At 74.0% G+C, this 15,000-nt stretch carries 15 protein-coding genes; 4 read left to right on the top strand and 11 right to left on the bottom strand.

The window, feature by feature from the left end:
• Window positions 1-219: 219 nt before the first annotated feature.
• The 4 genes from GPJ59_RS23060 to GPJ59_RS23045 all read right to left on the bottom strand — a co-directional run bounded on the left by GPJ59_RS23060 (window position 220) and on the right by GPJ59_RS23045 (window position 4,165).
• Window positions 220-486: a hypothetical protein gene (locus GPJ59_RS23060; protein WP_219669429.1), complete on the bottom strand. Its 267-nt coding sequence runs from the start codon at window positions 484-486 to the stop codon at window positions 220-222.
• 314 nt (window positions 487-800) lie between these two features.
• Window positions 801-1,139: a hypothetical protein gene (locus GPJ59_RS23055; protein WP_219669427.1), complete on the bottom strand. Its 339-nt coding sequence runs from the start codon at window positions 1,137-1,139 to the stop codon at window positions 801-803.
• 43 nt (window positions 1,140-1,182) lie between these two features.
• Complete coding sequence (locus tag GPJ59_RS23050; protein WP_219669425.1) at window positions 1,183-3,315, bottom strand: histidine kinase; 2,133 nt, start codon at window positions 3,313-3,315, stop codon at window positions 1,183-1,185.
• Window positions 3,316-3,481: 166 nt separating this feature from the next.
• Window positions 3,482-4,165 (bottom strand): response regulator transcription factor, encoded by a 684-nt coding sequence (locus tag GPJ59_RS23045; RefSeq protein WP_308120425.1) that lies wholly within the window; start codon window positions 4,163-4,165, stop codon window positions 3,482-3,484.
• Window positions 4,166-4,316: 151 nt separating this feature from the next.
• Here GPJ59_RS23045 and GPJ59_RS23040 point away from each other — a divergent pair, with 151 nt between their 5' ends.
• A complete protein-coding gene (locus GPJ59_RS23040) occupies window positions 4,317-5,531 on the top strand; it encodes a 3-dehydroquinate synthase family protein (RefSeq protein ID WP_219669423.1) in 1,215 nt (404 codons plus the stop codon).
• 446 nt (window positions 5,532-5,977) lie between these two features.
• Window positions 5,978-7,069, top strand: a complete 1,092-nt coding sequence (locus GPJ59_RS23035) for a carboxylate-amine ligase (RefSeq protein ID WP_219669422.1) — start codon at window positions 5,978-5,980, stop codon at window positions 7,067-7,069.
• A gap of 196 nt (window positions 7,070-7,265) precedes the next feature.
• Here the strand turns inward: GPJ59_RS23035 and GPJ59_RS23030 are convergent, their stop codons facing one another.
• Both GPJ59_RS23030 and GPJ59_RS23025 read right to left on the bottom strand, forming a co-directional pair.
• Window positions 7,266-8,039 (bottom strand): peptidoglycan recognition protein family protein, encoded by a 774-nt coding sequence (locus GPJ59_RS23030; protein WP_219669420.1) that lies wholly within the window; start codon window positions 8,037-8,039, stop codon window positions 7,266-7,268.
• A 124-nt stretch (window positions 8,040-8,163) separates the two neighbouring features.
• Complete coding sequence (locus tag GPJ59_RS23025) at window positions 8,164-8,433, bottom strand: hypothetical protein (protein ID WP_219669419.1); 270 nt, start codon at window positions 8,431-8,433, stop codon at window positions 8,164-8,166.
• A 231-nt stretch (window positions 8,434-8,664) separates the two neighbouring features.
• Between GPJ59_RS23025 and GPJ59_RS23020 the strand changes: the two genes are divergently transcribed.
• Entirely contained in the window at window positions 8,665-9,078 is a 414-nt protein-coding gene (locus GPJ59_RS23020) for a rodlin (RefSeq protein WP_219669432.1), read from the top strand.
• Between the two features lie 90 nt (window positions 9,079-9,168).
• Here GPJ59_RS23020 and GPJ59_RS23015 read toward each other — a convergent pair whose 3' ends face one another.
• Complete coding sequence (locus tag GPJ59_RS23015) at window positions 9,169-9,834, bottom strand: glycoside hydrolase family 16 protein (RefSeq protein ID WP_219669417.1); 666 nt, start codon at window positions 9,832-9,834, stop codon at window positions 9,169-9,171.
• A gap of 113 nt (window positions 9,835-9,947) precedes the next feature.
• Window positions 9,948-11,231: a hypothetical protein gene (locus tag GPJ59_RS23010; protein WP_219669415.1), complete on the bottom strand. Its 1,284-nt coding sequence runs from the start codon at window positions 11,229-11,231 to the stop codon at window positions 9,948-9,950.
• Window positions 11,232-11,352: 121 nt separating this feature from the next.
• Here GPJ59_RS23010 and GPJ59_RS23005 point away from each other — a divergent pair, with 121 nt between their 5' ends.
• Entirely contained in the window at window positions 11,353-12,513 is a 1,161-nt protein-coding gene (locus GPJ59_RS23005; RefSeq protein ID WP_219669413.1) for a sulfite oxidase, read from the top strand.
• Between the two features lie 72 nt (window positions 12,514-12,585).
• Here the strand turns inward: GPJ59_RS23005 and GPJ59_RS23000 are convergent, their stop codons facing one another.
• From GPJ59_RS23000 to GPJ59_RS22990, 3 genes are all read right to left on the bottom strand, one after another.
• Window positions 12,586-12,975 (bottom strand): hypothetical protein, encoded by a 390-nt coding sequence (locus GPJ59_RS23000; RefSeq protein WP_219669411.1) that lies wholly within the window; start codon window positions 12,973-12,975, stop codon window positions 12,586-12,588.
• 331 nt (window positions 12,976-13,306) lie between these two features.
• Window positions 13,307-14,245, bottom strand: a complete 939-nt coding sequence (locus GPJ59_RS22995) for a MurR/RpiR family transcriptional regulator (RefSeq protein ID WP_219669431.1) — start codon at window positions 14,243-14,245, stop codon at window positions 13,307-13,309.
• Window positions 14,246-14,448: 203 nt separating this feature from the next.
• Window positions 14,449-15,000 (bottom strand): nitroreductase family protein (locus GPJ59_RS22990; protein WP_258024786.1); only part of this gene is annotated, 552 nt, incomplete at its 5' end.

Here is a 15,000-nt window from a genome sequence, read left to right as displayed (position 1 = left end):
GGCGGAGGGGGACCCGCTGCTGGGCTCCCTGCGGCTGGCCGCGGGCGCCGCGCTCGGCCGGCTGCCCTGGCCGGTCGGTGCGCCCCTCCTCCGGCTGGTCCCCGCCGCGGACCGGACGGCGGGCTGAGCGACGAACGCGCGACCGGGCCCGGGACGTGTGTCCCGGGCCCGGTCGCCGGCGGCGGTCTGCCGTCGGCAGTGGTGACAGCTGGAGGGCCGTCACTTGGAGGTGTGCAGGTACCACTTGTGCGGCTTCTCCTGCTTGCACGTGTAGTGCTTCCAGCGTCCCTGGTCCTGCCCCTTCTTGCCGGCCTGGTGGCAGGCCTGGGAGCTCGGGTACGGACCGTACCTCGCGGTGGGCTGCACCGCGACGGAGGCCGGCTCCTGCTGCGGGAGGGTGGCGGCCGAGGCCGTCGCGCCCGCCGTCAGCAGGGCTGCGGTGACCAGAGCGGCCATCGGTGCGATGCGAAGGATGTTCGCCTTCATGATGGTTTCCTCGTTCCCTGTCCGATATCGGTGTCCGACATCTGTCCGACGAACCCCGGTTGCCGGGGCCCGGCTTATGCATCAAACGTAGGAACCCCCGGGTCCCGGGCACATGAGCCGCAGGCCCCGACCCCGTCCCGGACGGATCCCGCCCGGGTCCCGGGCGCGGTCCCGGGCGAGGTCCCGGGCGGTCCGGGACAGCCGGCGCACACGAAGGCGCCTCCTTGCCGTGGATCACGGAAAGGAGGCGCCGCGTCGGTGTGGTGCGTCGCTACGGCGCACCGGGCCGGTCGGTACGGGAACCGGTCCCCGGGCTACCGCTCGGGCTCGGACGGCCTGGGAGTCCCACCGCCGGGGAACCGCTCCGGCTCCGGCGGCCTGGGAGTCCCGCCACCGGGGAACCGCTCCGGCTCCGGCGGCTTCGGGGTCCCGCCACCGGGGAACCGCTCCGGCTCCGGCGGCTTGGGAGTGCCACCGCCGGGGAAGCGCTCGGGCTCAGCCGGCTTCGGGGTCCCGCCCACCGGCCACTTCGGCTCGGCCGGCTTCGGGGTGCCGCCGACCGGCGATTTCTCGGGCTGCGGCGGCTTGGGAGTGCCACCGCCGGGGAACTGCTTGCGCTTCGACCGGGACGGACGGATCTTCTCGTGTGACATGTCGTTTCCTCGCTCACTGCTCACTCGTCATTCGGCGGATCACTTACGCCGTCGAGTCTTGGCCCGCCCGTGTCCCAGGCGCATGGTCCTGTGGTCCCGGGTCTGTCCCGACCCCCTCGCACCGGTCCACCGCGCTGCGCGGCAGCACCGCCCGTACGCAGGTCCCGTCCGCCGCGCTGACCAGCTCGAACGATCCGCCGAGCTCCTCGGTGCGCTCCGCCATCGAGCGCAGCCCCACCCCGTGCGCGCCGGCGGCGTCGGGCATGCCGTCCCCGTCGTCGCGGACCTCCAGCGTGACGCCGTCCGCGGTCAGCACCACCGCGGCGTGGGCGTGGCCGGCGCCGGAATGCCGGACCGCGTTGTTCAGGGCCTCGGCCGTGATGCGGTAGAGGGCGACCTCGACGGCCGCCGGCAGCTTGGGGAAGGGTTCGGGTGCGAGGCTGACGGTGATGTCCACCGTGCGGCCGAGGTGCTCGGCCAGCTGCCGCAGGGCCCGGGGCAGGTCGGCGCCGTCCAGGGCGGCGGGCGCCAGGCCACCGGTGATCCGGCGCAGTTCGTCGATGGCCCGCCCGATGCCCTCGGAGACCGCGGTCAGCGACTTGCCGGCCTTCGGCTCCCCCGGTATGGCCGAGCGGACCGCGTCCACCTGGAGCCGTAGCCCGGACAGCGCCGGGCCGAGTCCGTCGTGCAGGTCGTGCCGGAGCCGGCGGCGCTCCTCCTCCCGGGCCAGTACGATCCGCTCGCGGCTGGTCTGGAGGTCCTCGTAGAGCTGGAGCGAGGCGATGGCGGGGGCGCTGTGGTCGGCGAGGATCCGCACGGCTTCCCGGTCCTGCTGGTCGAGGGCGAGTTCGCCCTCGCGCGGCGGTACGAGCAGATAGCCGATCTCGTCGCCCTGGTAGACCAGCGGGAAGGTCTCCTGCCGCCCTCCGGGGGCGCCCCGCCGGGCCAGTTCGCGGCTCCCGTGGCGGGTGCGGAGCACCAGGCGGGCGCCGGGCAGCCGCAGGGTGTGCACCACGGTGTCGCACAGCAGCCGGGGCATGTCGCCGGGGTCGAGCACCTGTCCGAGCCGGTCGGCGAGTTCGCGTACGGCCTGGTAGGGCTGGGCGCGTTCGCCGTAGTAGTAGCGGTCGACCAGGCGGGCCGCCCAGCGGGCGGTGGGCCGCAGCAGGGCTCCCACCAGCAGGGTGAGGCAGGCCATCAGCGCGGCCTCGGGGGTCAGCGAGCCGGGGGCGAAGTAGGAGAGGACGAAGCCGCCGCCCGCGTACGCCATGAACAGCGCGAAGGTGAGGACGAAGGCGGTCAGGATGCGCCGGCCCGCGCGGTCCAGTGCCCAGGTCCGGTCCCGGACGTGGACGTAGCCGAGCGTCGCGGGCCAGGCGGCGGCCGCGAGGTAGAAGGCGATGACGTTGAACCCCTCGGGCGCGCTGGCGAACTGGTTGACGTACAGCACCGCGATCCACACGGCGTACGGCACGACCAGTACGGCGTAGGGCCGCCGGGACTTCGGGGTGCGCGGCCAGCGGACGAGCATGACGAGGACGCCGAATCCCACGAGGACCGGCGGGACCCAGTAGGTGGCGGTGTCCATCCACGGCGTCAGCAGGTCCTCCACCTCCGCCCAGAACCCGCCGGAGATCGGGGTGGTGACGCCGTAGTAGGTGAAGCCCGGGTAGGTGAAGGCGTAGTACTGCTGCAGCGCGCTCCACACCGCGGTGAGCGCCACGTACGGAAGGCCCCAGCCGCGCGGGAACTCGCCCGTGGGCAGCCAGAGCGGCATCGGGTAGATGATGACGCCGATCAGGGCGTAGGCGAGCATCCCGAGGATGATCACCGGGGTGAACCCCTCGGGTCCGACCCCGGCCACGACCGCGAGCAGCGGGACCACCTGGGCGAGCGTCAGCAGGCAGCCGGCGCACAGCAGCAGGCGGCCCAGGGACCGTGCGGAGGGCCGGGCGGCGAAGAACATGCCGGTGAGGGCGATGCCCAGGCCGAGCAGGACGTGGTCGGCCGCGAGGTGCAGTCCGACCCGCTGGAGCGCGGGGTCGTGGAGGTGGGTGAGGGTCACCACGGCCCAGGTGATGCCGGAGAGCATGGTCAGGACGCATACGGCGTAGGCGGGCAGCATGTCGGGGCCCGACCGGGGTGTCCCCTTCGCCCTGCGGTGGCCTGTGCGCATCGCGGCCTCCTCGCCCGTTCGGCGTCCTTCTGTTCAGCCTGGTGCGCCGGGCGTCCCGGGCGCATGAGGTGGGTGTCCCGGCCTCGGCCTTCCGGCGCCGCGGCACCCGCGCCGCGGCACCCGGCGCGGCGGCGGTGTGCGGTGTGCGGCGTCCGGTGCCGCGGGGTCAGCCCTGGTCGCCGTTGTCCTCCTCGCCGAGGCCCGCGTCCCGGGCCCGGGCGACGGCCTCCGCGCGGGAGGTGACCTGGAGCTTGTCGAAGACGTGGGTGATGTGGTTGCGGACGGTCTTCTCGGACAGGACGAGCTCGCGGGCGATGCGCCGGTTGTCGAGGCCGCGCGCGATGAGTTCCAGCACCTCGACCTCGCGGGAGGTCAGGGAGGGGAAGAGCTGTTCGGCGTCCCGCCGGCGGCCGCCGGCGAGCAGGGTGGACAGCCTGGCGGCGATGTCGGAGCCGATGACCGCGCCGCCCGCGACGACCGTGCGCAGCGCATGCAGCACCTCGTCGGAGCCGGCGCCCTTGACGACGTACCCGCGGGCGCCGGCCTGGAGGGCGGCCAGCAGGCTGCCGTCGTCGTCGGACATCGTGAGCATCAGGACGGGCAGCCCGGGGTGCTCGTCGGCCAGCCGGCGGGTGGCCTCGATGCCGGAGACGTCGGGCAGGGACAGGTCCATCACGACGACGTCCGGGCGGTGCCGGTCGACCGCTTCGGGCACCTCGCCGGCGGTCTCGGCCTCGGCGACGACGACCGCGCCGCCGCTGCTCTCCAGCGCGGCCCGCAGTCCCTCGCGAAACAGGGGGTGATCGTCGACGATCAGGACGCGCGGCACTTTATGGTCTACTTCGGACACAAATCGACACTAGCAGTAACAGTGCGTCACATCCGGGATCGGCGGCCGCGTTCCCGTCCCCTGCCTCTCCCCCCGACCGGGACCGTTGGGGGGCGGGAACGGGGCCTGCGCCTCATGCCCTTGGGGGGCGGGCGCACGCATCGTGGCGGGCATGCCCGAACACCGTTCCCCCGTCGTCCTCGACCGGGCCGTCCAGGCCGGACCGGCCCACTTCCCCGTGCACATACGGCACGGGGGCGGGGACCTCGACGGCTCCCTCGCCGAACTGACCGAGGTCGTACGGGGCCTGGGCCACCCCCGGACCGTACTGCTGACCCACCCCGCGCTGCCGACGCGGCACGTGGCGCTCGTCCTGCGCCATCTGGGTGCGGCGGCGCCGGCCGACGTGCTGTGGCCCGCCCGGCCGGAGGGTCACGTCGGCCGCCCCGCCCGTTCCTCCGGCCCCTCTCGTCGCTCTGACCTCTCCCGTCCCGGCCGGGACGGAGCGCGCCGAGCCGGCGCGGGGCCGGTGGTGCCGGACGGTTCGCTCGTCGTCGCCCTGGGCGGGACCCGTACGCTGGCCGCCGCGGGGCGGGTCCGCCGGGCGGACGGGACCCGGCCGCCGGTGCTGCGCCTGCCGACCACCCTGCGTGCCATGACGGACTCGGCGCTGTCGGTGGCCGGTGACGGGAACGGGTGCGCCGCTCCCGTACTGGTCCGCGTCCAGCTGGAGTTCCTGGAGACCCTGCCCGCGCGGGACGTGTGCGCCGGGCTCAGCGCGCCGGCCGCCGTCGTCCTCGCAGTCGTCCCGGCATCCCGCGAGCAGGTGGCCGCCCGGCTGCGGCGGGACGGCCGGTACGACCCGGCCGTGCTCGCCTCGTTCGTCGTGCTGTCCGTGCAGGCCCGGGCCGCCCTCCTGTGCTACGACCCGCAGGAGGACGGCCCCGGCGCCGCCTTCGGCTACGGGCGGGCCGTCGCCCGGGCGCTGCGGGCCGAGCCGGACGCCGACCTGCGCCACGGGGCGGCCGAGGCGCTGGGGATCCGGGTCGCGGCACGGGTGTCCCGGCTGGCGGGCCTGCTGGACGCGGAGGGGGAACGGGCCCACGCGGACCTCCTCGACCGGGCGGGACTCCCGCGGTCGCTGCCGCCGCGGGTGTCCGTCGAGTCAGTGCTGGACGCGCTCGTGGGTGACGGCGCGGGGGCCGGACTGGTGCTGCTCGACCGGCTCGGACAGCCCCATGTGCACCGGGGCCGGCTGGTCACCCCGGTCGACGCCGGCCTGCTGCGCGCCGGACTCGCCACGATCGCACCGCAGCCGGCCGCGCCCCCGGCACCCGCGGCCACAGCGCCCGCAACGCGGGCACCACAGCCGGTGGCGGTGCCTTAGCCCTGCCTTAGCCAGCGCCTTGGCCGGTGTCGGTGCCTTGGCCGGTGCCGGCCGGGGCGCGCGGACGCGGCGCGCCGTACGCCGTCACCCGAGCGGCGTACGGCGCGTGCCGGGTGATGCAGTGGATACCGCCACCGCACCGCACCGCACCGCTCTGCCGACGCCCGCCTCGGGCGCATCGGCTCCGTGCCGGTTCCGCGCACGCTCCGTGTCGATGTCCCTGGTCCGGGCCGGGGCGCGCGCCTGTGCGCTCCCGGCCCGGCCGTATGCCCCGGCGTGCGCACTGGCGCACCCGGTACGCCACCCCGTGCGCCCCGCGTGCCCTTGTCATGTCTACGCCGTGCCTACGCCGGGTAGGCCCGGAGCCGACCTCATTCGCGTGAGGCCGTGCGTCCGTTCGCCCCCAGTCGCGGATGTTCGAGGGCTCCGGTGGGTAGTCACCAGGAGTGATCACCCTGGGTGTCGAGGAAGAGTTCCTGCTGGTCGATTCCGTGTCCGGGCTGCCGGTGCCCCTCGCGGGCAAGGTGCGGACCGCTGCGGGGCTGCAGGCCACGCTGGACCAGGGCGAGGTGCAGTCGGAGCTGCTCCAGGCCCAGGTGGAGGTCGCCACGCCGGTCTGCGGGGACCTGGCGGAGGTGGCCGGCCACCTCCTGCGGCTGCGGCACGCGCTGCGGCCTGCGGCGGAGTCCTTCGGCTGCCGGATCGCCGCCTGCGGTGCCGCCCCGATTCGTACGGCCGCGCCGGTGCCGGTGACCGAGTCCCCGCGCTATCTGACCCTGCGGGCGCAGGCGCCCCAGCTGGTGGCCGAGCAGCTGATCAACGGGATGCACGTGCACGTGGGCGTGCCCGACCGCGCCACCGCCGTGTCCGTCATGGGCCGGATCCGGGTCTGGCTGCCCACGCTGCTGGCGCTGTCGGCGAACTCTCCGTTCTGGGACGGCCGGGACACCGGGTTCGCCAGCTGGCGCACCATGATCTTCGGGCGCTGGCCGGTCAGCGGTCCGCCGCCGCGGTTCGAGAGCCTGGCCGACCACGACGACCGGGTGCGGGCGCTGCTGGCGTCGGAGGTCATCGTCGACACCGGCCAGATCTACTGGCAGGCACGGCTCTCCGACCACTACCCCACCATCGAGATCCGCTGTGCGGACGTCCAGCTGCGCACCGAGGACGCCGTGATGATCGCCGGTATCGCCCGCGCCCTGGTGGCCACCGCCTTGCGCGAGGTCGAGGCCGATGTCCCGCTGCCGCGCTGCCCGCCCGAACTGCTCCGGCTCGCCGACTGGCAGGCCGCGCGCTACGGCCTGAGCGGCAAGCTGCTCGGCCCCGACGGCCGGCCCCTGAGCACCCGCGAGGTGCTGCACGGCCTGCTGGACCACATCGCCCCGGCCCTGACCGACTCCGGCGACACCGACCTGGTGGTGTCGCGGATCAACCGGCTGCTGCGGCACGGCACCGGGGCGGACCGGCAGCGGAGGGCGCACAAGGAGGGCGGCAGCCGAGCGGTGGTGGAGCTGATCACGACCGAGACGATGGCGTAGCCGCCGCTGCCGGGCGGCGGGCAGCGGCCACGCGCCCGGCCCCGGAGCCCGGCCGCGTGCCGGGACCGACCCCGGACCGGTCCCCGGACCAGTCCCCGGACCGGTCCCCGGACCGGTCCCCGGACCGGTCCCCGGACCCGGCCTCGCGCCGGGACCGGGGCCGCAGGCCGAAGCCCGCGGGCGGGGCCCGCACCGGTCAGCGCAGGGCTCCCAGGCCCGGGATGCCACCGGGGAAGTAGTCGGACTGGCCCGGGCCGCCGTCGCGCTCCAGGTTCCCGATGAACTGCCACAGCGGGTCCGTCAGGGTCTCGCCGGTCTTGGCGGCGACGTCGTGGCGCAGCTTGGGCAGCATCGCGTAGAGGCGGTCGCCGGGGCATCCGGTGTCGTTGAAGTCGCGGTGCCCGTAGATCTCGGACGGGGGCAGGCCGTACTGCCGGCAGACGTGCGCGCACAGCTCCACCAGGGCCGCGTACTGGGCCGCCGGCGGTTCCACCGTGGTGTACGTGCCCTCGTTCTCGATGCCGATCGACAAGGTGTTCTGGCCGACGCAGTGGGCTGCGCGGACCTGCCGCAGGCCCGACTGCAGCTCGTCGAGGCTGTTGTGGCGGCCCTCCATGACGAAGGCGCCGCGGCTGACCGTGAAGTGCTGGCCGGTGTCGATCCAGCCGTGGGTGTCCATGTGGTAGTTCTGGATCGCCCTGGCCAGGGTGTACGCACGCTCCTTGGAGTAGTCGGTGACGTTGGCGGTGGCCGTGTGGTGCACGATGATCCGCTGCGGGGGCTGGGCGAGGACCACGACGGACTCGGACGGCGGTCTGGCGCCCCACGTGACGCAGGCGGCGATCTCGGGGCCGTGGGCGGCGCGGGCGCGGCCGGCCGCGCCGAGGGGGAGCGCCGCTCCCGTCCCGAGGGCCAGCGCACCGGTCAGCAGGGTCCGGCGGGTGAGGTGCGGTTGCACGCGTGACGTCATGGTCGCCCATTGAAGGGGCCGTCCGGGCCCTCCTCACGCAGGCGCTCCGGCAGGACCGGCGGACCGACCGCATCGGGTTACCCGGGCAGCCCGCCACGGGCGTCACCCTCCGCGGACCGGGCCCTCAGGGCTGGTCGCCCGCCCAGTCCCAGCGGCGCGGATCGCCCGGGCGCGGTGCGTACAGGGCGCGCCCGCCCGCGCCGTAGCGGCCTATCTCCGTGGGCAGGGCCACCTGCTCGGCGAGGGCTCTGCCGGACCAGCCGGTGACGTCCAGCAGCAGTCCGTCGAGGGGGCCGCCGACCAGCTCGCGGTAGGCGCGGCCCGGCCGGGGCCCGGGGTCGGGGTCGTCGTGGTCGGCGCCGTACACCCGGCCCCGCATGATCTGCTCGTCCATACCACCACCTTGGCAGACGCCACTGACAACGCCGCCGGTCGCACGGCACCGCGGGCGCCGCCGCCCGGACCGGGCAGCGGAACGGATGCGCCCGCTTCGCAAGCACGCGCCAGATGCGGGCCGTTCGGGTGACGGGGCGCAACCCTGCCCGGGAGCCGCCGTTGTCCACGGTGCTCCGTCACGGGGCGCTCGTGCGACAGATAGACACGGATAGACCCAGAAGGGCCCATGATGCTCAAGAAGATGATGGCCACCGCGGCCGCCACCGCCTCGATCCTCGGCGCCGGCGCGGCCGTGGCCTCCCCCGCGATGGCCATCGGCAACGACAACGGGATCAACACGATCAACGGCAACGGCGCCCAGCAGATCTACGGGAACCAGAAGACCGTAGGCGCCATGAGCCCGCAGGCCAGCCTGGTCCAGGGCTCCCTGAACAAGCCGTGCATCGGCCTGCCGGTCAAGGTCAACGCCCAGTCGCTGGTGGCGCTCATCGCCAACGTCGGCGTCCAGGACATCAACGTCCTGTCCAACCCGATGAACCAGCAGTGTGTCGAGAACTCCACCCAGGCCAAGGGCGACGAGTCGCTCTCGCACATCCTGGACAACATCCCGGTCCTGTCGGGCAACGTCTCCGCGAACAGCTGACCGTCCGCCTCCGACGGTCCCCTGGGCGGCCGGGGCCCCAGGCCTTGCGCGAGCAGCCCCCGCCCCTGCCGGGCGGGGGCTGTCGCACGGTCAGGGCCGGTACACCCGGAGGTACTCCACCCGGTACGACATCTCGTCCACGTGGTCCTCGGGCGGCGGGTGGTACTCGCCCGCGCAGACCGACAGGTTCACGATCAGGTACGCGTGCCACCGGCGGCCCACTCCCCGGCGGTCCGTGAAGACCCGCCGGCCGTTCACCCACCAGGCCACCGACCGGGCCCCGAGCTCGACCCGGAGGTCGACCCAGGCGTCCGGGGCGATGGCGGGGTCGCGGTAGTAGTGGCCGCTGCCGCGGACGTGGTTCGTCAGCTCCAGCAGGTCCGGGTTGTCCGGGTGGTACTCGAAGGCGTCGATCTCCTGGTCGCCGTCGCGCCAGGTCCAGATCGCGGGCCACGCCCCGAGCTCCCGGGGCAGCTGCACCCGCGACTCCAGCACGTCGCCCGGGCGCACCTGGAATCCCTCGTCGCTGCCTTCCGTGGTCAGCAGTCCCGCGCTCCAGGTGCCCTCCGGCCGGCGCTCGGCGCGGAAGACGCCTTCCCGGCAGAAGGACGGGTCGTCCACCAGGTGGTCGAGCTTGTTGTCCCCGGGGTTGACCGGCCCCATGTCGGGGAAGGCCGAGGTGCGTCCGGCCACCCACTGGGCCGGGGAGGAGAAGTCGGCGGTGAACACGGGCGGGGCGGCGTGCAAGGAGGCCATGGGCCGATGCTGCCCGCGCCGGTCCGCAGGACACCGGCACAACAGCCGTTCGCCGGAACGAGTGATTCCCGCTGCTGTCCGGAACTCCCCTTGCGCGCCGCCCGTGCGCGTGGTCAGGAACCGTCGGCGAAGACCGCGTAGACGGCGCGGCTGCCCCGGTACTCGCTCAGGTTCCAGATCACGGACTCGCGGAAGGCCCAGTCGGTGGCGGTCGAGCTGTGGAAGCTGAGGTCCTCCGGGCCCTTGGCGAGCCGGACGACCGTGGCGGGCACGACGGCGGCGGACGTGACGGCGCGCAGCTGCCCGTACCGGGTGGGCCCGTCGCTGGCCGAGAGGTAGTGCTTGCGCTCCCGGGAGACCACGCCCTGGATCTTGCCCTGCTTGACGGTGACCGCCTCGGTCGCCGTGGTGGAGGACAGCTTGCGGGTACGGTGGTCGAGCGGCCAGCGGACGACCTTGGGCCGGGCGATCGTGCGGCCGTTTCCGTTCCAGGAGGTGCCGGCGTAGTCGACGACCGGGTTGTCGAGGTCGGCCGCGTACTCGCTGATCGTCAGGCTGTCCGGGCTCGCCGCGCGGTCGAGGCCGATGGCCGAAAAGCGCAGCAGGGTGCCGGTGTTGTCGTAGGCACCGGTCTGGGGCAGGACATAGCGGTAGTCGTAGGCGTGGTACGTGCCGTCGGTGTCGCGGCCGCAGACGTCCGGGCGGCCGGTGCCGACCTCGAAGATCTTCTCCAGGTCGAAGACCCGGAGCCCCTTGTAGGTGTCCACCACGTAGAGCAGGTTGCCGTACCACATGATGCCGCCGGCGTGCTTGCGGATCGGGGCGTACGTGTAGCCGCCGCCGGTCGCCCGCACCGGCTCGACCAGGAGCACGTGCCGGTACTTCGGGGCGGCGGCGGAGGTGTGGTCGACGAAGCTGACGCGGATGCCCTTGTCGATCGGGAAGTTGTCGGTCTTGTCGCCGTCGGGGTCGGTCTCGAAGTACCAGGACACCAGTACGACGCGCTTGCCGCCGGCCGGCCACACCCCGGCGCCGAGGGCGTCGGCGCTGGTGGTGATGCCCTGCGGGATCCACTCGGCGGCGTCCTGGTCGCCGCGGTTCCAGGTGAAGCCGTGGGAGAAGCCGCCGACCCCGGCGGGGGCCGAGGACAGCCGGCCGGCCTCGCGGTTGGCGTTGGCCAGGACGTCCGCGACCGTCACGGACCGCAGCGAGCCAGCCAGGCCCGCGACGAGGTCGGCGTACCGCCCGGACGCGTTGGAGGTGCGTTCGGCGAGCGTGAACTGCCCGGCGCCGATGGTGGCGGCCTCGGCCACGGTGGGTGCGAGCGCGGCCGAGGCGCCGGCGACGAACGGCGCCGCGGCCATCCCCTTGATGATCAACCTTCGTGACATGGTCATGAGGGGGGAATCTAGGCGTCATGATCTTGGTGGGCAAAGCTGCCCGAACACTTCCGGCCGCCGGGGGACGCCGGAGGCCGCGGCGGGTGCCCGCGGGTGCGGACCGGCGCACCATGGAGGCATGGACGAGGCGAGCCTGAGCGCGGTGAGCACCCCCGCGCGGATCGCGGAGGTCGGCCAGGACTTCGAGGCCGACGAGATCGCGCTCGCGACGCGCAACCACGGGCTGCCGCTGGAGGCGCTGCGCTACGACGTGACCCCGCCGGGACTGCACTACGTCCTGGCCCACTACGACATCCCGGACGCGGACGCGGACCGCTGGCGGATCCGGCTGGACGGGCTGGTGCACGAGGAGCGGCTCCTCGACCCGGCGGCCCTGCGCGAGTACCCCGCCACCACCGTGCGGGTCACCCTGGAGTGCGCCGGCAACGGCCGGGCCCACCTGTCACCGCGGCCGATCGGCCATCCGTGGCTGCTCGAAGCGGTGGGCACGGCGGAGTGGACCGGCGTACCGCTGCGGCTCCTGCTCGCGGAGGCCGGCCTCGCGCCCGGGGCCCGCGAGGTGGTCTTCACCGGAGCCGACCACGGGGTGGAGCGGGGTGTCGAGCAGGACTACCGGCGCAGCCTGCCGCTGGCGGTGGCCACCGGGGAAGACCCGGAGGTGCTGGTCGCGTACGCGATGAACGGGCAGCCGCTGCCGCCGCAGCACGGCTTCCCGGTCCGGCTGGTCGTCCCCGGCTGGTACGGCATGGCGCACGTGAAGTGGCTGCGCGGGATCACGGTCACCGCGGAGCCGTTCACCGGCTTCCAGCAGGTCACGGCCTACCGGTTCCGGCAGGAGCCGGACCAGCCCGGCGAACCCGTCACCCGGATCGCACCGCGGGCCCTGCTGATCCCTCCCGGATTCCCGGACTTCATGTCGCGGACCCGGGTGGTCCGGCCCGGCCCCGTCACCCTGGCCGGCCGGGCCTGGTCCGGCGCGGCTCCGATCGCCCTGGTCGAGGTGAGCACGGACGGCGGCGCCGACTGGACACGGGCCGAGCTCGGCCCGGACGACGGCCACCGCTGGGCCTGGCGGTCCTGGCACGCCCCGTGGCGGGCCGAGCCGGGCCACCACGTCCTCACGGTCCGGGCCACCGACGCGGCCGGGCAGACGCAGCCGCTGGAGCAGCCGTGGAACCGCGGCGGCTACGGCAACAACCTCGTCCAGCGGGTGCCGGTGCTCTGCCTCGGCGAGGACGCGGACGAGAACGCGGACGAGGACACCGGGCAGACGCCCTGAGGGCCCGGCACCGCGCCCTCAGGGTCGCTGCCTGTGCGCCGCCGGCGCAGGTCCCGAGGACTTCCGGCGTGCTCAGCGGCGGCGTGGTGAGGGGACCGAGCCCGCCGTCAGCGCGTCGCCGATCAGCCGGACCCCGCGGGCCAGCCGGTTCAGCTGCTCCAGCTCGACGGCGTACATCCGGATCGAGGTCTCGATGACGGTCTCGGCCACGCCCAGCGGGGGCAGCTCGACCCGGCTGGTCTGAAGTGCCACGCGGACGGCTCGCATCTCGTGCTGGAGCTGGAGCTGGACGTGCCGGGCGAGGAGGACGGGGTTGCGGGTGAGCGTCGAGTAGCCGGCGTAGCGGGCCGGCAGCAGGTCCCGCAGCCAGCGGGTCGCGGTCCGCTCCCAATCGTGGGTGCCGGGGGCCTTGACCTGGCAGGGCCAGTCCGGGCTGAGTGTGGAGAGGACCGCTTGAGACATCCTGATCGCTTCCAAACGTGCCGGGCTCTCTTCGAGAGGTGGCGAGAGGGGTGGCGGCGGCCTCGGCCTAGGGGTCGACCGAGGCCGCCACGGGGCGCCGTGCGGGATGCGAGAGCCGGGATTGAACGCCGCGGGCTCGGCGCGGAGGAGGGAGCGTCGACCCCTGGCGTTCGTTCGAGAAGAGCTTGGGGAGAGCCCTCCTTGGCATCGGGTGACCCGGGCGCCGTAGAGCAGTAAATATATATACCGTCGAGTACGCAAGGGTATGAAAAATTTCATGCACGTCGGAGGCTGAAAATCGCCCTGCGGCCAGGCCTGTGAGCGGCGCCCCTCAGCGGCTGCCCGAACCCTCTTCCAGGAAGAAACTGTGCTGGTCAGCGACCTGCTCGTAGCTCTCCAGGCGTGCCTGGGTCCGCTCCGGATCGGCATCGGCCATCGCCTGGAGCAGCGCGGCGGCCAGCACACCCGGGGCCGAATACGAGTCGAAGACCAGCCGCGATCCCGTGGCCGCGGTCAGCACCACGTCCGCCTCGTCGACCAGCGGACCGAGGGTCATGTCGGTGATCAGCACGACGCGCAGGCCGGTACGCCGAGCCGCCTTCAGGGCGGCCAGGGTCTCCTTGGCGTGCCGGGGCATGGCGAAGGCGAGCACCCAGGTCCCGCCCGCGGCGCGGGACTGGAGCAGGGCGTCGTAGGCCACGCTGCCGCCACGTGTCACCACGCGTACGTCGGGGTGGATGCGGCGGGCCGCGTACGCGAAGTACTCCGCGAGCGAGACCGAGATCCGCAGGCCGAGCACGGTCAGCGGGACCGAGCGGGCCAGTTCGCGTCCGATGTCGAGGACCTGGTTGGTGTCGGCGAGCAGTCGGCGGACGTTCTCCAGGTTCTCGATCTCGGCGTCGACGGCGGCCTGGAGCTCGTTGCGCCGGATCTCCTCCCGGGTCTCCGGCGACCCCGCGACCGCGCTGAGCGCGATCGGCTGGAGGGCGTCGCGCAGGGCCGGGTAGCCGCTGAAGCCGAGCGAGGTGGCGAAGCGGGTGACCGACGGCTGGCTCACCCCGGCGCGCTCGGCGAGCTCGGTGATCGACAGGAACGCGGCGTCGGTCAGGTGGTCGATCAGGTACTGGGCGATCCGCCGCTGTCCGGGGGACAGCCGGTGCCCGCTGAAGAGCGCGAGGATCCGGTCCGCCGGCGTGCGCTCCTGGTCCCCCGGCTGTCCGCCGGGCGTGATCGCAGCCGCCTGTGCGCGTGCCTGCTGACCCGATGGCAGCACCGGTGCGCCTCCTTCTTTCCGCCGCTCCGGTTCCCAACATAGCTCACGCGCTGTCGCCGTCCGGCCACGCTCCCCCTCCCGCTTCCCCTGACGCTCTCCCTGCCGCTCCCCCGGCCCGCGCTCCCGTCCGTGCTCCCCGCGGCGGTCCGGGCGGTGGTCGGCCGGTGCGGACCCGCGCAGGGCTCGACCGGGGGCGTGCCTCACGGCGTGCCTGGCGGGACGTCCACCGGCGGGGTGTCCGACGGCATACCCAACGGCATACCCAACGGGATGAGGTACTGCAGGGGTTCCGCTCCCGCGTCGAGGCCGAACAGTTCGTGCGCGAGGTCGTCGTGGAAGCCGCTCAGGGTGATCGTGGCCAGTTCCAGGGCCGTGGCCGCCAGGACCAGGGTCTGGGCCAGGTGCCCCGCCTCCAGCAGGCCCAGGCGCAGCGCCCGCAGGCCGTAGCGGCGGCGCAGCGTGCCGAGGTCGACGTACAGCCCGAGGACGGCCGGGACCTCCTCGGCGTCGATGCCGTCCGGGTTCTCCGGCCCACGGGAGAGGTACCCGGACAGGGCACCCACCGCGGAGCGCTCCGGCGCCGGGCCCACCGGCCGCAGGACGCGGCGCCCGGGCACCACGTCGTAGGTGGCCGGCGGTACGCCGTCCACGCCGAGTGCCAGCAGCCGCAGGCGGGCCGCGTAGAGGGCGCCGGGGCTCGGGTAGGGGCGGCGCCCGGTGCGGCGGCTCCCGTCCAGGGCGCCCCACAGCAG

Source organism: Streptomyces bambusae (assembly GCF_019400985.1).
GTDB classification, from domain to species: domain Bacteria; phylum Actinomycetota; class Actinomycetes; order Streptomycetales; family Streptomycetaceae; genus Streptomyces; species Streptomyces bambusae_A.
Note: the sequence above shows the minus strand (reverse complement) of the source record. Positions and strands in the feature narration are given on the sequence as shown.